The organism is Bacteroides sp. f07 (assembly GCF_042854785.1).
GTDB lineage: Bacteria > Bacteroidota > Bacteroidia > Bacteroidales > Bacteroidaceae > Bacteroides.
On the sequence record NZ_BAABXI010000002.1, the window covers coordinates 659,337 to 679,670 of the forward strand.

Annotated in this window: 10 protein-coding genes; 6 read left to right on the forward strand and 4 right to left on the reverse strand. The window is 46.5% G+C overall.

Translation table 11 applies throughout. From position 1 onward, the window contains the following. Positions 1-118: 118 nt before the first annotated feature. The 4 genes from ACGHVY_RS17600 to ACGHVY_RS17615 all read right to left on the reverse strand — a co-directional run bounded on the left by ACGHVY_RS17600 (position 119) and on the right by ACGHVY_RS17615 (position 6,117). Positions 119-1,564: a glycoside hydrolase family 125 protein gene (locus tag ACGHVY_RS17600; RefSeq protein WP_148332231.1), complete on the reverse strand. Its 1,446-nt coding sequence runs from the start codon at positions 1,562-1,564 to the stop codon at positions 119-121. Positions 1,565-1,583: 19 nt separating this feature from the next. Further along, complete coding sequence (locus ACGHVY_RS17605) at positions 1,584-2,741, reverse strand: glycoside hydrolase family 76 protein (RefSeq protein ID WP_390600293.1); 1,158 nt, start codon at positions 2,739-2,741, stop codon at positions 1,584-1,586. Positions 2,742-2,831: 90 nt separating this feature from the next. Next, on the reverse strand, positions 2,832-3,782 hold the full coding sequence (locus ACGHVY_RS17610; RefSeq protein WP_148332227.1) for an endonuclease/exonuclease/phosphatase family protein: 951 nt from the start codon (positions 3,780-3,782) through the stop codon (positions 2,832-2,834). Between the two features lie 52 nt (positions 3,783-3,834). Further along, on the reverse strand, positions 3,835-6,117 hold the full coding sequence (locus ACGHVY_RS17615; protein WP_121766499.1) for a GH92 family glycosyl hydrolase: 2,283 nt from the start codon (positions 6,115-6,117) through the stop codon (positions 3,835-3,837). Positions 6,118-6,327: 210 nt separating this feature from the next. Between ACGHVY_RS17615 and ACGHVY_RS17620 the strand changes: the two genes are divergently transcribed. The 6 genes from ACGHVY_RS17620 (at position 6,328) to ACGHVY_RS17645 (ending at position 20,326) form a co-directional block, all read left to right on the forward strand. Then, positions 6,328-10,368 (forward strand): response regulator, encoded by a 4,041-nt coding sequence (locus ACGHVY_RS17620; RefSeq protein ID WP_390600295.1) that lies wholly within the window; start codon positions 6,328-6,330, stop codon positions 10,366-10,368. A 187-nt stretch (positions 10,369-10,555) separates the two neighbouring features. Continuing rightward, the gene (locus ACGHVY_RS17625; RefSeq protein ID WP_390600297.1) at positions 10,556-12,424 is read left to right on the forward strand and encodes a LamG domain-containing protein; all 1,869 of its coding nucleotides are present in this window, start codon (positions 10,556-10,558) and stop codon (positions 12,422-12,424) included. A 19-nt stretch (positions 12,425-12,443) separates the two neighbouring features. Then, positions 12,444-13,691 (forward strand): SusE domain-containing protein, encoded by a 1,248-nt coding sequence (locus ACGHVY_RS17630; RefSeq protein WP_175630890.1) that lies wholly within the window; start codon positions 12,444-12,446, stop codon positions 13,689-13,691. A gap of 14 nt (positions 13,692-13,705) precedes the next feature. Beyond that, complete coding sequence (locus ACGHVY_RS17635; RefSeq protein WP_390600300.1) at positions 13,706-15,100, forward strand: glycoside hydrolase family 76 protein; 1,395 nt, start codon at positions 13,706-13,708, stop codon at positions 15,098-15,100. Between the two features lie 36 nt (positions 15,101-15,136). Next, complete coding sequence (locus ACGHVY_RS17640; RefSeq protein WP_172503570.1) at positions 15,137-18,382, forward strand: TonB-dependent receptor; 3,246 nt, start codon at positions 15,137-15,139, stop codon at positions 18,380-18,382. A 15-nt stretch (positions 18,383-18,397) separates the two neighbouring features. Next, positions 18,398-20,326, forward strand: a complete 1,929-nt coding sequence (locus tag ACGHVY_RS17645; protein ID WP_024987613.1) for a RagB/SusD family nutrient uptake outer membrane protein — start codon at positions 18,398-18,400, stop codon at positions 20,324-20,326. Positions 20,327-20,334 lie beyond the last annotated feature (8 nt).

Sequence of the window (20,334 nt, forward strand, 5' to 3'; positions counted from 1 at the left end):
AATTAAAAAAAAATATGAAACTCCCTGTTTCATACGGTGAAACCAAAAGTTTCAAGGCATGGAACCATTGGTTTCGCCGTATGAATCAATTATCTCATAGGCAAGAGCAGGGTAGGAACTACCGGATACTGTTCAATAAGTCCACTTTTCCTTCGTTGACAAGTTTCAGGATTAACTCCCCGAACAGTGTATTCTGCCATGCAAACCAGGAGCGGGTGAAGTTTTTCGGGTCATTTTTATGGAAGGACTCGTGCATGAAACCTGTTCCGGCATCCGTGTCCATCAGCATTTTGATGCAAGTCTTGATTTCCGCATCGTTCTGGCTGGTGAACGCTTTCATCATAATGCTCATCGGCCAAATCATGTCATATCCGATATGCGGGCCACCGATACCCTCTCCGGCAGTACCTTTGAAGAAGTAAGGATTATCCTCACTCCATACGAATTTGCGGGTATTCTGATAAATCGGGTCGTTCACTTTTACGTCTCCCAGATAAGGCAAGGCGATAAGGCTCGGCACATTGGCATCATCCATTAACAGTTGATTACCGAAACCATCCACCTCGAAAGCATAGATTTTACCATATTTCGGGTGATTGTAAATTGCATACTTCTTCAGGGCCTTTTCCACTTCGTCTGCAAGAACTGTGCATTCTTTGGCTAAATCCGGCTTCTTATTGACCGTAGTCAGAATCTCGGCAGCTTTGCGAAGAGAAGTGACAGCGAAGAAGTTGGACGGAACAAGGAACTGGAAAGTTGTGGCATCGTCGGAAGGGCGGAAAGCGGAAGCAATCAGCCCGACAGGCTTCACAGGATTACCCCAGCCGTCGTTTGTCATTGTGTCGAGCGCACGTTCCGTTTTGCGTTGGAAGCGATAAGGACCTTTGGCGTCGTCCTTGCGTTGCTGCTCCTTGAACGTTTTCAGTACGTTGGCGATGGCTGCGAGCCATTCGTCGGAAAATACACTGGCGTCTCCCGTCGTTTTCCAGTAATGATAAGCCAGACGGATAGGATAGCAGAGCGAGTCGATTTCCCATTTGCGCTCATGCAGTTCGGGCTTCATGGCAGTGAGGTCGCTCATCCATTCGCCTCCTTCGGAGTTCATATTGAAGGCATTAGCGTACGGGTCGATGTTGATACACTTGAACTGGCGGTTGATGACGCCGGCGAGCATCTTTTTCAGTTCCGGATCTTTGTTGGCAAGTTGCACATAAGGCCATACTTGTGCACCGGAGTCGCGAAGCCACATGGCATGAATATCGCCCGTATAAACAAATGTATCGTCCTTGCCGTCGAAATGGACGGTCGTGTCCAGCGTGTTCGGGAAACAGTTCTCGAACATCCACGCCAGCCGGGCGTTAGTCAGCAGTTGCTTGATGTGCGCAATCTGTTGCTCTACGGCTTGCGAGACGAACAGGCGTTTCGCTGCTTCCGGGCGGTTCGTCCGATAGTTGTTGACTTTGGTATTATCTTGTCGGATGATAAAATCACTGCTCTCCATAGCCTGTATGTTGGCTGTGCCCAAGAGTGCCATGGATAAGCAAAAGGCTTTAGTAATATTCATGGTAATAGTTTTTAATTGATTAAATTTCGGCAAATAATTCGATGAGACAAGCATTGTCGAGCAGCCATTTATACTGCTCTTCGTTGTGTCCCGACCAATCCCGGCCTAATAGTCCGTTTTCGTCCCGGTAACTTTCCCAGGCATGCACGGCATTGTCTGCCATGGCATCGACATACGTCGGATTCTTGTCGACTTTATACAGGGCTTTTAGTCCTCTGAATAAAATCACGTTGAACCACGCCATGTCTTTATGCACCTTGACTGCCGGGTCTTTCTTGTCGGCTTTTGTACGGAAAAATGCGTCTGTTCCTGCGGCTGTCTGTTGTGCGTCGCGCAAGTACTGTTCGTCCCCTGTTTCCTCGTAAAGCAATACGCCCGCTTGAATCATCTGTCCGCTGTTGTAGGCATATTTGTCTTTGGAGATGCCTCCTTTCAGGTTGATATTGTCCCAGTAAAGGTGGTCGTCAGGGTCGCACAGATGCTTTTTCGTCCAGGCATAAGTCTCTTTCGCCTTTTCCAGATACCTGGCGTCTTTTGTCAGCCGGTACAGTTTGACACCGAGCACTGTCGATGGGGCGTTGGAACAAGTATGCTTCGCCTCTTTCTGCTGTTCGCACCAGAAGATGCCTCCCCCCATTTCATCGCTCCATCCGCTGTAAATATATTGATACAGTGCGACGGCTTTCTTCAAATAAGCAGGCTTGTGCGTCAATTGGTAGTAGTCGCAGTAATCCAGTGCAATCCAGATGTTGTCGTCATAATAACGTCCGTGCTGCCCATACTTGGCAGGATACGACTGGTAGCAGGCTGGCAGGCGGCTTTCGTCCCAATACTGCTCCATTCCCGGAAGAATCCGCTTTTCGAGTATCTTTTTGTACTTTTTATTTCCCGTAGCTTTGTATAGCGCCACACAGCCCGACATCATCCCGGAATACGGCCATAGGAAAGACGCTTTCAGTGTTCCGTTCTGTTGCGTACCGCCTGCCAGATAAGTGATTTTCTGGTCGGGATTGACGGGATACGTTTCTGTCAGTAGCCCGTCATTTGTCTGATACAGATTCAAGACATTATATAGAATCGAGTCGGCAATAGAAAGATAGCGGGCATTTCCCGGAGTCTTTCCTACTGCGGAAGTAAGGCAAAATAATATACAGGCTGCAAAACATATATTTCTCATAGGAGTATCGGAGTTGGGAATTGAAACTTTCAGGTTATTAGTGAAAAGTGTCAGCCGAATGACGGATAGACGGCACACGGCTGACAAATATTATTTCTGTTGCCGCTCGTCAAACTCCAGTTCCACCTTCACGGGAAAATGGTCGGAAGGCGTGCGTGCCTGGTAAGCCTTGATGTCGATTTCTTCCGGACAGTCGTTCGCCTGCTTCTTCTCGCCGTTTCCTACGATGCTGCGGTATGTATCCGTCAGTACGCCGTATCTTTTCACGTGGAAAGACGGCGACACGAACACATGGTCGATACGGCTTTCCGTAAAGCTGTCCGGGTCGAAGTCATTGAACGTACCGTTGATGGCATAGCGGAAATCACACTTCTCGTAAGAGTCGCACAATACCCCTTTGCTCACGAAAGCATCATACGACTGGTGAGTCTGGTCGACATTGAAATCCCCCGTCAGGATAGCCGGAAGGTCTTTGCCTTTGCCGAGTTCCTTCATCTTGTCCTGTACGAGGAATGCGCTTTCCACGCGTGCCTTCTTTCCTATGTGATCCATGTGCAGGTTGAAGAAAAGGAATTCGAAACCGGTGTCCTTGCATTTGAAATGTCCCCAACTGCAAATACGCGGCAGTACGGCATCCCAACCTTTGCTCGGCACGTCGGGAGTTTCCGACAACCAGAAATCGCCTTTTTCTATCACGTCGAACTTGTCCGTACGATAGAAAATAGCAGAATGTTCACCTTTCTCCTTGCCGTCGTCGCGGCCTACACCGATATAGTCATAGCCGGGCAATGCCTCTTTCATGTCCTTCAGTTGATGAATGAAGCACTCCTGCGTGCCGAAAATGTCGAAATCGTGGTATTGCACCATTTGGGCAATGACCGGATAACGTTGTCCCCAACCGTTTCCGTTGACGGAGTCGCTGCCGTTGGCGTTTCTCAGATTGTAGGAGGCAACGGTGATGGAAGTAGGCTGATAGTTACTTTGGCAACCGCAAAAGACTATCGCAACAATAGCAATAAATAAAAGGCTTTTAAGTTTCATGTTTTTATAGTTTGTTTGATAGATAATTCTCAGACTTCAAAAGTACGATATTTTATTCAAATGAAAGAGAGTAGGGAGCATCTTTTTCAGTGGTTCCCCGTTGTTTGTCGGGTACAGGGCTCATCCGGAATTGGATATTCGCACCTCGCGTCAACTGGTCGTGTGTAAGATAATTGCGTGAGTACGGCTTTCCGTTCACTTTCATTTCTTTGATGTAGCAGTAGTCGGGCTGGTTGTTATCCGACTTGATAGTGACTGTTTTCCCGTTCTCCAGATGCAGTTTGGCTGATTTGAAGAGAGGAGAGCCTACGACATACTCGTCGGTTCCCGGACAAACAGTGTAGAAGCCTAAGGCGGAGAATACATACCAGGCAGAAGTCTGACCGTTGTCCTCGTCACCGCAATAACCGTCCGGTGCGGCGGTATACAGCTTGTCCATTATTTCGCGTACCCGGTACTGGGTTTTCCAAGGCTCGCCGGAATAGTTGTAAAGATAAACCATGTGCTGAATCGGCTGGTTGCCGTGTGCATATTGTCCCATGTTCATCACCTGCATCTCGCGCATTTCGTGAATCATGCCGCGGCTTTCCATTCCCAGCTTGCCCGGAATTACGAATACGGAATCCATCATGGTATTGAATTCTTTCTTGCCGCCCATCAGGTCGATAAGCCCTTGCGGGTCGTGGAATACACAGAAACTCCAGTGCCAACTGTTACCTTCGCAAAATTCGCCGCTCCAGTCTACCGCGTCGAAGTTGGGGTTGAATACACCTTTATCGTCCTTGCCCACCATCAGTTTGCGTTCCGGGTGATAGACATTCTTGTAGTTCTGTGCGCGCTTTTTATAAATCTCGATTTCGTCGGCCGGTTTACCCAGTTTCTTGCCTAATGCATAGATAGTCCAGTCGTTATAAGCGTATTCGAGGGTACGGGCTACGTTCTGCCCGATTCCGATGTTGTTGGCTACATAGCCCAGTTGGTTGTAGGACTCATAACCGAGACGGCCGGAAGCAGTCCCGCGGAGATGCGCGTTCGTTCCGTGTTTCAACGCTTCCCAAAGAGTTTCGATGTCATATCCGCGCAAACCTTTGATATAGGCGTCCGCTACAACGGAAGCCGAGTTGTTGCCTACCATGCAGTCGCGGTGTCCCGGTGTCGCCCATTCGGGCAGGAAGCCGCTTTCCTTGTAAGCGTTCACCAGTCCTTCCTGCATCTTCCGGTTCATTGACGGATACATCAGGTTGAGGAAAGGAAACAGACAGCGGAATGTATCCCAGAATCCGGTGTCGGTAAACATATACCCCGGAAGTACTTTGCCGTTGTAAGGGCTGTAATGCATCACTTGTCCCTTCGCGTCTATTTCGTAGAAACTGCGCGGGAAGAGCATCGAACGGTACAGGCAGGAGTAGAACGTGCGCAGGTTGTCGATGTTGTCGTCTTCTATCTCTACCTTGCCCATTTCACGGTTCCATATGTTTCGTCCGCTGCTCACCAGTTGGTCGAAAGTCTTGTTGCCTAGCTCTTTCAGGTTCAGTTCCGCCTGTTCGGGGCTGATAAAAGAAGAGGCGACACGGGCGTGGACGATTTCTCCTTTTTTCGTGGCGAATCCGATGACAGCTCCCGTATGGTTCCCCTTCGCTTCCGTTTCATTAGGGAGAATCCTGTTTTCCGAAACGGTGGAAGTAAACGTAAACGGCTTGTCGAACTGCACTACAAAGTAGTTCTTGAAGTTTTCGGGCACACCGCCGCTGTTCTTTGTCGAATAGCCGATAATCTTGTTCTCTTCGGGAATCACTTTGATGTAAGAACCTTTGTCGAAGGCATCCAGGATGACATAGGAATTCTTCGTTTCGGGATACGTAAAGCGAAACATGGCTGCACGTTCGGTGGGAACGAGTTCGGTAGTCACGTCATGGTCGGCTAGATACACCTTGTAATAATAAGGCTTGGCGACTTCCGCCTTGTGAGAGAACCAACTGGCGCGCCGGTCCTGGTCGAATACCAGTCCGCCGGTAATGGGCATGATGGCAAACTGGCCATAGTCGTTCATCCACGGGCTGGGTTGGTGCGTCTGCTTGAATCCCCGGATTTTGTCGGCATTGTACGTATATGCCCAGCCGTCTCCCATTTTACCGGTCTGCGGTGTCCAGAAATTCATTCCCCACGGCAGTGCCGTAGCCGGATACGTATTTCCGGTGGACAGTTCGAACTTGGATTGGGTGCCTACCAGTGTGCTGACATAGTCCACCGGATTCTTTACGGCGGAAGATTGCAGGGTGTACAACACGGCACTTCCAAGAAATAACAAGTGTTTAAATGAAAAATGTGCTTTCATGAACAAATGAATTTATTGATTTGATAATAATTTCTACGACGAAAATAGGGAGAAAAGGAATGTGCTTCCACGAATAGAAAAGCAAAAATGCCTGATGGCGCTAATGTTAACCATTATGGCGTGGAACTTAACTTATATTCCTGCCAGAAAAAAGCGCGAAATATTTTTTTGTTTACCTTTGCCATACATCAAATCTAAGAATGACACGCCATGAATAGACAACCGTTTTTTATCTTTGTTTTAATCCTTAATCTGTTGATACATACGGCTTCCGCCTATAACCTGAAGCAGATTGCAGATAAGGAATATATGTCTAACAGTTCGATTACATCTCTGTGCCAGGACGAACGCGGGCTGATGTGGATAGGTACTTGCGACGGACTGAATATATACGACGGACAGGAAATCGAAGAGTTTAAAACACGTGACAAGGAAGATTACTTATCCGGTAATCTGATTGACAATATTGTATATACCGGTGACGAAATTTACTGGATTCAAACCTACTACGGACTGAACCGGCTGGACAGGCGAACCAACACGATTACGCACTACAATGAGTTTCAGAAACTCTTCTTTATGAACAAGGATACCAATGGCAATCTGTTTATTATCCAGGACAGCAACTGCATCTATTATTATCATAAGAAAGAGGGGGCTTTCAGGAAAATAAATATTACAGGTATTCCCATCTCGGACATCGTAGACTTTTTTATCGACGGCAACAACCGTATGTGGGTAGTGATGAAAGGGTACAACCGTTGTTATGACATACAGCAGGAGTCCGCCTCGGGAGACATCACTTTGCTGCCGCAGAAAACCAGCCTGATTTATCAGACTTCACTGATTTACTGCTTCAATGATGAGCAATCTCTTTATTACATCGACAAGGACTATAACTTCTACGCTTTCCATATCCCGACCAAAAAGAATGAGTTTATCGCCAATCTGGGCAAAGAGATACAGGCACGCGGCAAAATCTCTTCCATTGTTCATTATCACGACAGCTTCTTTGTCGGTTTTCTGATGGACGGCATTCTGTTATTGGAGAAGCAGAAGGGAACGAATACCTATCAGATTCAGCCGTTGCCTGTCAACAGTGGCGTGTTTTGTCTCAAGAAAGACCGTTTTCAGGATATTGTGTGGATAGGTACGGACGGACAAGGGGTTTATCTTTATTCCACCCCTCTCTATTCTATCAAATCAACGGTGCTCAGCAATTACAGCGAGAAGATAGAACGCCCCGTACGTGCCCTTTATCTTGATGAAGACCGTACTTTCTGGGTAGGCACAAAGGGAAACGGCATCTTGAAAATCTATGATTACGAGGTTGATAAGAGCATTTCCGACTGTCGTGCGGAGACGCTGACCACTTCCAACAGTGCATTGGGAAGCAACGCCGTCTATTGTTTTGCCAAAAGTCACTGGAATCTTCTTTGGATAGGCGATGAAGAAGGGCTGAGCTATTATTCGTACAAGGAAAAACGTGTCAGGAATATCCCTATCCGGGTAGCTAACGAAGACTTCAAATATATACACGATATTTACGAAACGGCGGACTCCGAACTATGGCTGGCAAGTGTAGGAATGGGAGTCCTGAAAGCCCGTATTGCCGGAACACCGGATAATCCGGTCATCGTAGATGCCCAGCGTTATGTCATCAACGATGGCGAACTGGGCTCGAACTACTTCTTTACTATCTATGCGGAAGACGAATCCCGTCTGCTCTTTGGCAATAAAGGATATGGGGTGTTCCGCTTCAACAAGACAACGAACGGACTGGAGCCTGTATCTACTCATAAATATGAGAACATGACGCTGAACAATATTCTCGCCATCAGCAAGGATAGCAGTAACAATTATCTTTTCGGCACGAGCTACGGGTTGATAAAATATACCTCGGAGACTTCTTACCAACTTTTTAATGCGAAGAATGGCTTCCTGAACAACACGATTCATGCCATTCTCAAAAACTCATCCGATAACTTCTGGTTAAGTACCAACCTGGGACTAATCAACTTCGATACCCGCCGGAATGTATTCCGTTCGTATGGTTTCGGTGACGGGCTGAAAGTGGTGGAGTTCAGTGACGGAGCCGCTTACCGCGATCCTCGGACGGGTACATTGTTCTTCGGCGGCATCAACGGTTTTGTTGCCATCCGTGCGGACGGTCGTCCCGAACAGCTTTATACACCGCCCGTCTATTTTGATAAATTATCCATCTTTGGCGAACAATATAACTTGGGCGAATTTCTCACCCGGAAAAAGGATACGGAGGTGCTGAACCTGCAGTACAATCAAAACTTCTTTTCTGTCTCCTTTGCTTCGGTGGATTATCTGAATGGTAACAACTGCACCTATTTCTATAAGCTGAAAGGTTTGAGCGACCAATGGGTGAACAACGGTTCGGAGAGCGGAGTGTCTTTTACGAATATGGCTCCCGGCGAATATACGCTGCTGGTGAAATACTATAATAGTGTCTTTGATAAAGAGAGTGATGTCTACTCTTTGGTCATCCGTATCGGCGACCCGTGGTATGCTTCCTGGTGGGCTTATCTGATTTATGCCTTGTGCCTGCTTTTGCTGGCTGCCTTGCTGATACGTTCCTTTATCCTGCGCTCCAAACGCAAGAAGCAGGAATTGCTGAACGAAATAGAGAAACGTCATCAAAAGAATGTCTTTGAATCCAAACTCCGCTTCTTTACAAATATCGCTCATGAATTTTGCACGCCGCTGACTTTGATTTACGGCCCTTGCGGACGCATCCTTTCGTCCAACGGACTGAGCAAGTTTGTGGTAGACTACGTACAGATGATTCAGACCAATGCCGAGCGTCTGAATAACCTGATTCATGAACTGATTGAATTCCGCCGTATCGAGACGGGCAACAGGGAAGTGCGTATTGAAACGTTAAATGTATCGTCCATCGTAAAAGGAATAGCCAGAACCTTTGTCGAAATGGCGAAATCGAGAAATATTACTTTCCTGAGCAAGATTCCCGAACAGGTGATGTGGAACTCGGACAAAGGCTTCCTGAATACAATCATTATCAATCTGATTTCGAATGCATTCAAATATACTCCCGACGGGCAAAGCATTAAGATTGAAGTGGATACGGCTGAGGAAGGTGTATTGGTGCTCCGGGTAGCCAATGAAGGAAGTGCCATCAAGGAAAAAGATTTCCAGCATATCTTCAACCGCTATTCTATCCTGGATAACTTTGAAAATCAGGATGAGAAGAACTTCTCCCGTAATGGATTGGGGCTTGCCATCTCCTACAATATGGCGAAGTTGCTGAACGGCACGTTGAAAGTGGAAAATACGCCTGACGGATGGGTGATGTTCACATTGACCTTGCCTGTCATGGAGCCGACTACCGGAGCAACGGCAACAAAGCGGATTACTTCGGAATATATTCCGAAGATAGACACACAGCCTGTTCTGAAACTTCCTCATTATGAGTTTGATAAGATGCGTCCTACCTTGTTGGTGGTTGATGATGAAATAGAAATGCTGTGGTTTATCGGTGAAATCTTTTCCGGTGACTTTAATGTAGTAACCCTGCAGGACCCTGAGCGGGTGGAACAGGTGATGAACGAAGTTTATCCGAATGTGATAATCTGTGATGTCATGATGCCGGGAATCGGTGGCATTGAACTGACCAGGCGGATTAAGGCGGTGAAAGAGACGGCACATATACCTATCATCATAGTTTCCGGACGACATGAGATGGAAGAGCAGATGGCGGCTCTCTCGGCAGGTGCGGAGATGTATATCACGAAACCGTTTAATGCGGAATATCTCCGCATATCGGTGGGGCAGGTGATGGAGCGTAAGGAAGTGCTGAAAAACTATTTCAGTTCACCCATCAGTTCCTTTGAGAAGTCGGACGGCAAGCTGACACATAAGGAATCGAAGAAATTCCTCCAGTCTGTCTTGAAGATTATCAATGATAATATAACGAATAAGGAACTGACCCCGCGTTATATCGCCGACCGGCTGGCAATCAGCCCGCGTAGCCTTTACCGGAAAATGGAAGAAATCGGTGAAGATAGTCCGACGGATCTGATAAAGGAATGTCGTTTGCATATCGCCAAGGATTTGCTGCTGACGACTAAAAAGACTATTGATGAAATAGTATTCGATTCAGGGTTCTCCAATAAGGTAACTTTCTTCAAAGTGTTCCGTGAAAAGTACGAGTGCACGCCAAAAGAATTTCGGATGAAACATTTGGAAGAGGTTCGGCAATAGGCTGTAGCGGGGGATTTTCCGAGAAAAAGAAGAAGTAAATATCCGTGTTAATATGGTAAGTATCCGTGCCAAAAAGTAAAAAAGTAGAGTTTGATTTCTTTTGGTAGAGTTTAGTGATTTTATCTTTGCTTCATCGAAAATTTAAGTAGATAAAATCGAAAGTATTAATTTATTAATCTTTAATCTAATGAAAAGGAAACTTAGTTTTTTATTCCTGTCAGCATTGGCCCTTCCATTTTTTATGGTTTCGTGCAGTGATGATAAAGAAGAACAGGAGGTGAAGCCGGCAACTGACTTGGTGGTCGATAATAATTCGGTGACACTACTGCAAGGAGACGAAATTACGGTAGGTATTACTTCCGGTAATGGAGATTATTATGTGAAACCATTTGATGAAAGTATAGCGACAGCTACGGTCAGTGGTAATAAAGTAACAATTAAAGCTACGGAGAATAGCCGGCTTGAAGAAAATAACCGCATCGAAACAACTGTATTAGTAGTAGACGGACGCAAGAAAGTGGCTAGGATTCAGGTTCAGGTAGCCAAACTCTGGGACTTGACGGCAGATGTACCGGAAGAAGGCTTCGATTTGTTTATCGGTGAAAAAAGAATGGTGAAAATCCTGACTGGTAATGGTAATTATGAGATTTCCATTCCCGAAGGTGCCGACAAGTATATCGAAGTGGGCGAATTCTCCGGTCAGGTATTCCCCGTAACTGCCAAATTTGAAACAGGAGCAGAACCTGTTGAAATTACGATTACTGATAAAAAAGGTAAGACGGTAGTTATTCCTGTGGTAGTAAATATCGTTGACTTGACGCTGAAAGCCAACGAAGCGGTTTTTGCGGAGCCGGATGCCGAGTCTCAGTATATCGAGATTGAAAAAGGGAATGGTGGATATAGCTTTACTTATCAGGTGGGAGACAGTGAACCGACTACGGAGGCTACCGTTGTAGAAGCTACCGAGAAAGAGAATCTGATTACGCTGAAGCCGAAAGCAAGAGGGGATGTAAAGGTGATTGTGACCGACCAGAAAGGTTCGTCAAAAGAAATTGCAATTTCCCGTGGTAACGGTGAATATCAGTTAGCGCCATTGACGGATGATAATAGGAAGTACTTGAAATCAGCGGAAATAGATGAAAACGGTCATCTGAAAATTGAAGCTAACTGGCTGGGAACTACTACGCTTATAATTACGGATGCTGCCGGGAAGAAGTTGGACTTACCGGTTACTGTCATGCCGATGGCAACCTTCCTCGACTCTGACCGTTGCTTTAAGATTGACATCAAGAAATTTGTAGAAGGTAACCAGGCTTTGGATAATATGCAACAACTTACTTTTGAGATGGTATTTTATCCGACATACTCACGTGCTTTGCAGTCGTTTATCGGGTTGGAAGGTGTTTTCCTGCTTCGTTGCGAATCCAATGGGGATACTGATTTGCGCTTTGAAATAGCTACCAAAATCCATAAAGATCCCAATAACTTGAATGGAGATAAATACAATGACCCCCGTTTCCGCAGTCAGCAGAAAATGGGCAATGACCGTCAGGGAAACGGGAAATGGTATCATATCGCTATTGTGTTTGATGGAACACAGGGCAGTACAAAGGAGGCTTACAAGATGTATATCAATGGTGTGCGTGAAACGCTGACTCCTGCAAGCAGTGATTATGAAGATGTACGGCCCGATCCGTATTTGGTTCTTTCTTCCGTATCCGGTGATAACGCCTTGATGATTGGACGTTCGGGTAATAGTGAATTCCGTTTGGGATATTGTGCCGTTGCTCAGGCGCGTATGTGGAAAGTTGCCCGTACTGCAGAGCAGATAAAAGAGGATATGTGTAAATACTACTCTCAGGAAGAAGCTAAGGCGAATACTGATTTATTGGGTTATTGGATACCGTCTAATGGTGTTGGTGATATCAGTGTTTTCAAGAACTATGGTTCTGCAGGCGACGGATTGGATGCAGTGGTTTATAACAACGGTAAGAGTATAAGTCCTGTCACTTTCCCTGACCGCTACAAACGAGTGGAATGTCCTCATTCATACTAAAAACAAGGAATACAATAATATGAGAAACAATATGATTACAAAGAACCTAATCAAATTTGCCCTGCTGTTTTTTCTTATCGGAGTGACGGCTTGTGACAATGAACTGAATCCGGGATTTGACCCGGACGATTATGAAGCGATTGTTCCGCCTGAACCAGTACGTACGATGGACGCTATGGCTAGCGGTGAACGAGTGGTGCTTTCGGGAGCTTCACTGACGGACATCATCCTGAAATGGACGCCTACTGAGAAACACGGTAATACAGTATATCGTTACGAAGTGCTGATTGATACGATTGGCGGGGATTTTACGGAGCCGGTAGAAACTATCTTTTCCGACAATAACGGCTTGGAACCTCAGCTTACCTTGACGCATTATCAGGCAAATACGATTGGCAAACTTGCCAAGTTCCGTTGCAACACAAACGGAACACTACGTTGGAAAGTACGTGCCTACTGTGGATTGGATCAGGCAATCAGTAGCCTGGAAGGTTATTTCGTGATATTTATGATGGACGGCATTGACGATATGCCTTCGGAGAATGAACCGGTTTATATCACAGGTATCGGTACGGAAGATGACGGGGACGAAGCGGAAGCGTTGCAGATGCTCCGGCAGAACGAAGGAATTTACCAGACTTTCGTTCAGTTGAAAGCAGACCAGCCGTTTATCTTTATGTCAACGGTAGAGGGACGCAGATGCTATTACTATGTAGACGACAATGGCGTGTTGCGCGAACGCAATGACGGTGAAGAGTATACGGTGACCGTTCCGAAGTCCGGCATTTACCGTATTACTATCAATATGGGTGAACAAACCATCAGTTATGATGAAATAGGAGCAGTCTATCTCTATAACCATTCGGGCGGATACCGGCAGAACTTCGACTACTTGGGATATGGCAAGTGGGGCGTGAAGAATTATACTGCACGGAAACAGACAGAAAGTTGGGCAGGAAGCGGTGAAACCCGTCATAGCTTTAAGATGGAAATCAACGGGACGACTTATCGTTGGGGACATAAGGAGAAAGATAAGAGTCAGCCCAACTTGGCTACCGATGCCGGCTATTACAACTTGTATCAATTGGCGTTGGGTACCGATCCTTGGGATTACAGTTTCCGTTATTGTGACGAACTGCTTCAGTGGGGCGCAATACAGGGAAATGTGTATTATGCAACGGTAAAAACAGATGTTACCCTTTATTTCAATGCTGAATTTGGAGTCTATACTCATCGTTGGGTGGCTTCGGAAACCAATGAAGATTAAAACTGAATAATAATATGAAGAACTATATAGTATCATTTTCAAAAAAGGCTTTGCTCTTGGGCGGTGTTACGTTAACTATGTTCGCTGCCTGTGACGACGGCGAATTGAGTGACATCTACAAAGGGAGTTCATCCGGCGAATATGTGTCGGATGTAAACTGGACGGATGCTGCCAATACAAGTACAGAAACTTACATCAAATATTTCTTTGAGAATGCCGGCGGACGGGATACTTTCTGCGGAAGCATTTATTGGGAAAAACCGAATACACCGGAAACCGGAGAACCTACAAGTACAGGGGGCAGCGGCGGATGGTCGCAGGGACATGCGCTGGATATAGTCATCGATGCTTATATCCGTCATGCAGACGATCCTGCTTATCAGGCCGATTTGTATGAGAACATAATAAAACCGTTCCTTCCGGCTTTTGACGACTGGAATGAGCATTGCGGTTATGGTGGCAAGGACTTCTGGAATAACTTCTATGATGATATGGAGTGGATGGCATTGGCTTGCCTGCGGGTGTACGAGCTGACGGGCGACGAAGACTATTACAGTGCCTTGATGAAAATGTGGGATCATATCAAGGGAGCCAAGAATGACTATAAAGGAGTAGGCGGCATGGCATGGAAAACGGATGCGCCGGCTTCACGTATGGCTTGTTCAAATGGCCCCGGTTGTCTTTTGGCTATGAAACTGTACAAGCTGACTGTCAAAGAAGCGAAAGAGGGATGGGAGGATAAGGCGGCTTATTATCTCAACTTTGCCAAAGAGGTGTACAACTGGATGACTGCTTATCTGTGTGACACGTCGACCGGACAGGTATATGATAACTTGGGAATCAAGGATGACGGCACTCCGGGTGACCCGGATAAAGTGGCTCTGTCTTACAATCAGGGAACATTCATGGCATCTGCTTTGGCACTCTACAATGCCACCGGTGAGGAGGAATATCTCCGTAACGCTGTTGCTTTCGGTTCTTATCAGGTGAATAAGAAAATGGATTCCAATTATCCGGTATTCAGCGGGGAGGGTAATTCCGGTGATAATCTTTTGTTCCGGGGAATCTTTGTCCGTTATTTCCTGGATATGGTGAAACAACCTGTCAGCAGTGTTTATCCGGAAAAGACCAGGAATAAGTTTATTGCCGCATTACGGAGTTGCTCCGATGTACTTTGGACACTGGCACATCCGGAAGGATATTATGTATGGGAATACGATTGGGCGAAAGCTCCGAAGTTCGGCAATCGCGATAACAGGGAAGACCGCCTGACGATTTCTTTGAACGCAGAGGTTCCCGGAGCGACAATGATCGAGATTCGTGCCCGTTATGAGGACTGGGTACAGGGCAAGGCTTCCGAAGAGGCCAACTGGGTTGGCCCGGAATTTGGGAAGAAAGCAGGGGAATAAGATTGATTCATTACACATAGAAAATCGAAAATAAAAATGATACATATAAAAAGAAATATTTGTCTGATGGCTGTTTCTTGCGCTTTGCTGGCAGGTATCCCTGTACAAAGTATGGCGCAGACAGGCAGAGCCGCAAGGACACAGGCTTCGCAAAACAATAAGATAACGATATCGGGTACGGTATTGGATAAGACGACAAATGACCCGTTGATTGGTGTGTCTGTTGTGGTAAAAGGAGTAGCCAATGCGGGAACGATTACGGATATGGATGGTAAGTTTACGTTGAAGTTGCCATACGCGGAAGCTCCGCTGGTATTTTCTTACTTGGGTTATCAGCCGCAGGAAATTGTTCCCGGTGCCAAGAAAGACTTGACGGTCTTATTACAGGAAGATACGAAAGCCTTGCAGGAAGTTGTGGTGGTAGGTTACACCAAGCAACGCAAGGAAACGATGGTCGGCTCGGTAGCTACCATTACAACGAAAGACTTGACGCAAAGTCCGACCGCCAATATCAACAATGCACTTGCCGGACGTCTGCCGGGATTGGTTGTGAACCAATATGCGGGTGGTGAGCCGGGTGTTGACCAAAGTGAATTGTTCATCCGTGGTAAAGCTACTTACGGCAATCAGAGTGCTATTGTCATTGTTGACGGAATCGAACGCGACATGAGTTATCTGGCTCCGGACGAGATTGAAACATTCACTATTCTGAAGGATGCTTCCGCGACTGCCGCTTACGGTATCCGTGGCGCGAACGGTGTAATCGTGATCACAACCAAACGTGGTAAGGCCGCCGAGAAAGCGACTGTAAACCTGAAAGCCTCTGTCGGTATCAACCAACCTATCGGATTCCCCGAATATTTGGGCTCTGCCGATTATGCTACCTTATATAATGAAGCGCGACTGAATGACGCCAAGATGACAGGCGCAGACATTAGCAGCCTGAATCTTTTCTCTCAACAGGCTATCGACAACTTCCGCCGTGCAAAAGGCGACAACTCTGACGGGCTGGGGTATGACTGGGATTATTATGATTTCGCCTTCAAACCGGGTATGCAGGAAGATGTCAGCCTTTCTATCCGTGGAGGTACGGACAAGGTGCGTTACTATGTGCTGGCTAATTATTTTTCACAGGGCGGTAACTACAAATATTCGAATGCCGGTGAATATAATTCGCAGACCAGATTTACCCGTTACAACTTCCGTTCGAATATTGACATTAATATTAACCGCTATCTGAGTACACGTCTCGACCTGGGTGCCCGTATTACCGACCGTAATGCACCGGGTACTACTGCCGGGCGACTGATGACTATCTGTGCTACGCAACCGCCGTATCTGCCTATCTTGGTAGAGGAGAACTCGCATCCGCAGAATGAAGAATATATTCAGCAGAACTCCCGGGGCATGCTGTATGGTGACAACATCTATCGCTATAATATATTAGGTGAGCTGAGCCGTACCGGTTATCTGAATGAGAAGAATACCTATCTGAACGGTAGCTTTGCCATGAACCTGGATATGGGATTCCTGACAAAAGGGCTGAAAGCGGAAGTGATGTTTTCTTATGATGCTTCCGAAGGACGCTGGATCAACCGCAAGCTGGATACTTATAAGGACGGATACCGTGAATATCCGAAATATGCGACGTTTATGCCGATTGAAGGTTCGGATGCCTATATGGCGGGCGGACATTATACCGGTGCTTACAAGACAGGTAATAAATACGACATCGACCAGACTATCGGCAACGGATTCAGCCATAATGCTTCCGACGGACGGACGTATATACAGGCACGTGTGGACTACAACCGTTTGTTCAACGACCGTCACGAACTGACAGCGATGTTGCTGGCAAACCGTGGCAACCGTACTGTTAATAATGAACTGGCTTATCATAGCCAGGGTATCACCGGACGTTTTGCCTATTATTATAATCAGAAGTACCTGATGGAGTTCAACTTCGGTTACAATGGTTCCGAGAACTTCGCTCCGGGCAAACGTTACGGATTTTTCCCCGCAGGTTCTATCGGCTGGGTGATTTCGGAAGAGTCTTTTATGAAGAAGGCTTCCTGGATCGACTTCTTGAAGGTAAGGGCTTCTTATGGTTTGGTAGGTAGTGACAACGTGAGCAGCCGTTTCCCTTATTTAGCTTTCTACGGTAGTGGTAGCAGCTATGATTTCGGCAATAATTTCGGAACGAACGTGGGTGGTACTTCCGAAGGAAACCTGGCAAATGAAAGCCTGACTTGGGAGAAAGCCCGCAAGTTGAATGTAGGTATTGACTTTACTACCTTGAACCAGCGTTTGGCATTGACTGTTGATGCTTTCTATGAATATCGGTTCGATATTATTACGGATATGAATAGTGACGGTATCATGGGATATCCGGACATTGTAGGTAAGGATGCGGCTTTACAGAATTTGGGTGAGGTCAGCAACCGTGGTGTGGACATCGAATTGAGCTGGAACGACAAGATAGGAAAGAATTTCCGTTATTATATTCGTCCGAATCTGACCTTCTCCCGCAACCGCCTGGAATATAAGGCGGAAGTAGCCCGTAAGAACTCCTGGCGTAAAGAAACCGGCAAGCGCCTGTATGAGAACTTTGTCTATGTATTCGACCACTTTGTGGCCGATCAGGAAGAGGCCGACCGCTTGAATAAAATCGGTTATCAGCCATGGGGGCAGTTAATTCCGGGAGATGTCGTTTACAAGGATTTGGATCGCAATGGGGTGATTGACGATGAAGACCGTACGGCTATGGGAAATCCGCGTAGCCCGGAGCTTATGTTCGGTATTCCTTTCGGATTCCAGTATAAGAATTTCGACTTTAGTGTATTGTTGCAGGGAGCCACCAAAACATCTATCCTGTTGAATGGGGCTGCTGTATTTGACTTCCCGCAGTTCGAGCAAGATAAGATCGGGCGTGTGAAGAAGATGCATCTCGACCGTTGGACACCGGAAACGGCTGCTACGGCAAAATATCCGGCTTTGCACTACGGAACGCATGATAACAATAAGAATGGAAACAGCAGCCTGTTCTTGTATGACGCTTCCTACCTTCGTCTGAAGAATGTGGAAATCGGTTATAATGTATCGCCTAACTGGTTGCGTAAGTTCCATGTACAGCAGGCACGTATCTATGTGCAGGGCTTGAATCTGTTGACTTTTGATAAACTGGGTGATGTAGACATCGACCCGGAAACGAAGTCCGGTGACGGTGCTTCCTGGTATCCGATTCAAAAGGTATTCAACTTCGGTATTGATATTACATTCTAAAAACAGTATAGAAACATGAAACAGTTATATAGATTTTCAGCAATCGCTTTATCGCTTCTGACGTTGTCTTTCGCTTCGTGCAATGATTACCTCGACCGGGATGATGATGACAACATTACGGAAGCGGATGTGTTTGCCCGTTATGAGAAAGTAAACGGACTGGTATCGGATGTGTATGCCAAGGCGAAGAAAGCCGACCGTCCGCTGGTGTTTTTCGAACACTTCAGTAACAGTGCCATTACGGACGAATGTGAAGGTACTAATGTAGAAGGGAATATTACGAATAACTTCAATAACGGTGCCTGGAACCCGAACTCCTTGCCGGGTAGCTGCGGTCAGTACTGGGAAAGTTTGTATGAAGGAATCCGTAAGGCGAACTTGATTATAGAAAATGTGGCGAAGTATAATACGCCCGATAATCCTCAACAGGACGGTGACTTGCGTAACCGTATCGGAGAAATGTATTTCATGCGCGGTTATTTCCATATGTTGCTGTTGCGTATGTACGGAGAAGCTCCGTATATTGACTATGTAGTTCATGCCGGAGATAATATGGATTTCAAGAAGGAGTCTGTTCATACGATGGTGGAAAAAATTGTTGCGGACGCACAGACTGCGTATGGTATGGTGCCCAATAAATACGTGAAGACCTCTGAAAACTTCGGGCGTGTGGATAAGGGGGCTTGCCTGGGACTGATTTCCTTTGTCCGCTGGATAGTGGCGACTCCGCTGTGGAATGGAGCTTCCCAATATGGATACAACTTGCGTCGTGTGTTCGAGAATGAATATACGTATGACATCAACCGGTGGAGAAGGGCGAAGGAAGCGGCTAAGGCTGTACTGGATTTTGAAGTTGGTGGTACAAAGCGTTATTCTCTTTATATGAAACATGACGCAAATGATTTCAAAGACCCGGCGGACGGCAACTTGAATGATAGCCGTGTGTATGCCCGCCTATGGGATATGTTCTATGATATGGATGCGTTTGCCAACGAGTATGTGTTCTTTATGACGAAGAGCAAGGACCAGGCCTGGCAGGGAGATATTTATCCGCCCAGCCGAGAGGGAAGTTCCCGTCAGCAGCCTGTACAGGAACAGGTGGACGAGTATGAATATATCGTAGGTGATTACGGTTATCCTGTATATTCGGCGGAAGCGCGCAAAGGCGGTTATGATGATGCGAATCCGTATGTGAAGGGAACTCGTGACCCACGTTTCTATCGGGATATTATCTATCACGGTGCTCCTTACCGCAACAATAAGAATGAATCGAAAACACTGAATACTGCCAGCGGTTCTGATAAGATAGGAGCAACTAATGCGACGACTACCGGATATTACTTGCGCAAATTCCAGCAGGAGTCCTGGAATAAATCCGGTAACTTCAGTATCAATGCGCCTGCTATCTGGCGCCTGCCTGAATTTATCTATATCTATGCGGAGGCTTGCAATGAGCTGGGAGAGGATTTGGATGAGGCTTATAAATTGGTAAATACCGTCCGCGAACGTTCGTTCATGAAACCGATGCCACCGGAAGTTAAGTCCAATCAGCAGTTGATGCGTGAATATATTCAGCGCGAACGTCGTGTGGAGCTCTTCTATGAAGGCAAACGTCCCTGGACTTGCCGTTTGTATCTGGAACCGACGAGCAAAGAAGAATTGGCTAAAGAGAGTCTTTGGAAATCCAGCGGCAGCGACAACTCAAAACGTACGCAGAAATACTGGGCGGCAAACAACGGAGCGTTGCCCCGTTGCCAAAGGATGATTAACGGAATGCGTCCGGTGCAGGATGAGAATGGTGCTATTACTGTAGACGGTGTAAAATATAGAATGGAACGTTTCTGTGTGGAAGAACGTACGTTCTCCATCCAGCATTATCTGTTCCCGATTCGGCAGAGCGAATTGCAGAAGACACCGTCTATTGAGCAGAATCCGGGATGGTAAACCGATAG

What these genes read in the sequence shown, in the direction of transcription:
- ACGHVY_RS17640 (WP_172503570.1), top strand. Translation starts at nt 15,137, where the DNA reads ATGATACATATAAAAAGAAATATTTGTCTGATGGCTGTTTCTTGCGCT.
- ACGHVY_RS17610 (WP_148332227.1), bottom strand. Translation starts at nt 3,782, where the DNA reads ATGAAACTTAAAAGCCTTTTATTTATTGCTATTGTTGCGATAGTCTTT.
- ACGHVY_RS17615 (WP_121766499.1), bottom strand. Translation starts at nt 6,117, where the DNA reads ATGAAAGCACATTTTTCATTTAAACACTTGTTATTTCTTGGAAGTGCC.
- ACGHVY_RS17635 (WP_390600300.1), top strand. Translation starts at nt 13,706, where the DNA reads ATGAAGAACTATATAGTATCATTTTCAAAAAAGGCTTTGCTCTTGGGC.
- ACGHVY_RS17630 (WP_175630890.1), top strand. Translation starts at nt 12,444, where the DNA reads ATGAGAAACAATATGATTACAAAGAACCTAATCAAATTTGCCCTGCTG.
- ACGHVY_RS17645 (WP_024987613.1), top strand. Translation starts at nt 18,398, where the DNA reads ATGAAACAGTTATATAGATTTTCAGCAATCGCTTTATCGCTTCTGACG.
- ACGHVY_RS17625 (WP_390600297.1), top strand. Translation starts at nt 10,556, where the DNA reads ATGAAAAGGAAACTTAGTTTTTTATTCCTGTCAGCATTGGCCCTTCCA.
- ACGHVY_RS17620 (WP_390600295.1), top strand. Translation starts at nt 6,328, where the DNA reads ATGAATAGACAACCGTTTTTTATCTTTGTTTTAATCCTTAATCTGTTG.
- ACGHVY_RS17605 (WP_390600293.1), bottom strand. Translation starts at nt 2,741, where the DNA reads ATGAGAAATATATGTTTTGCAGCCTGTATATTATTTTGCCTTACTTCC.
- ACGHVY_RS17600 (WP_148332231.1), bottom strand. Translation starts at nt 1,564, where the DNA reads ATGAATATTACTAAAGCCTTTTGCTTATCCATGGCACTCTTGGGCACA.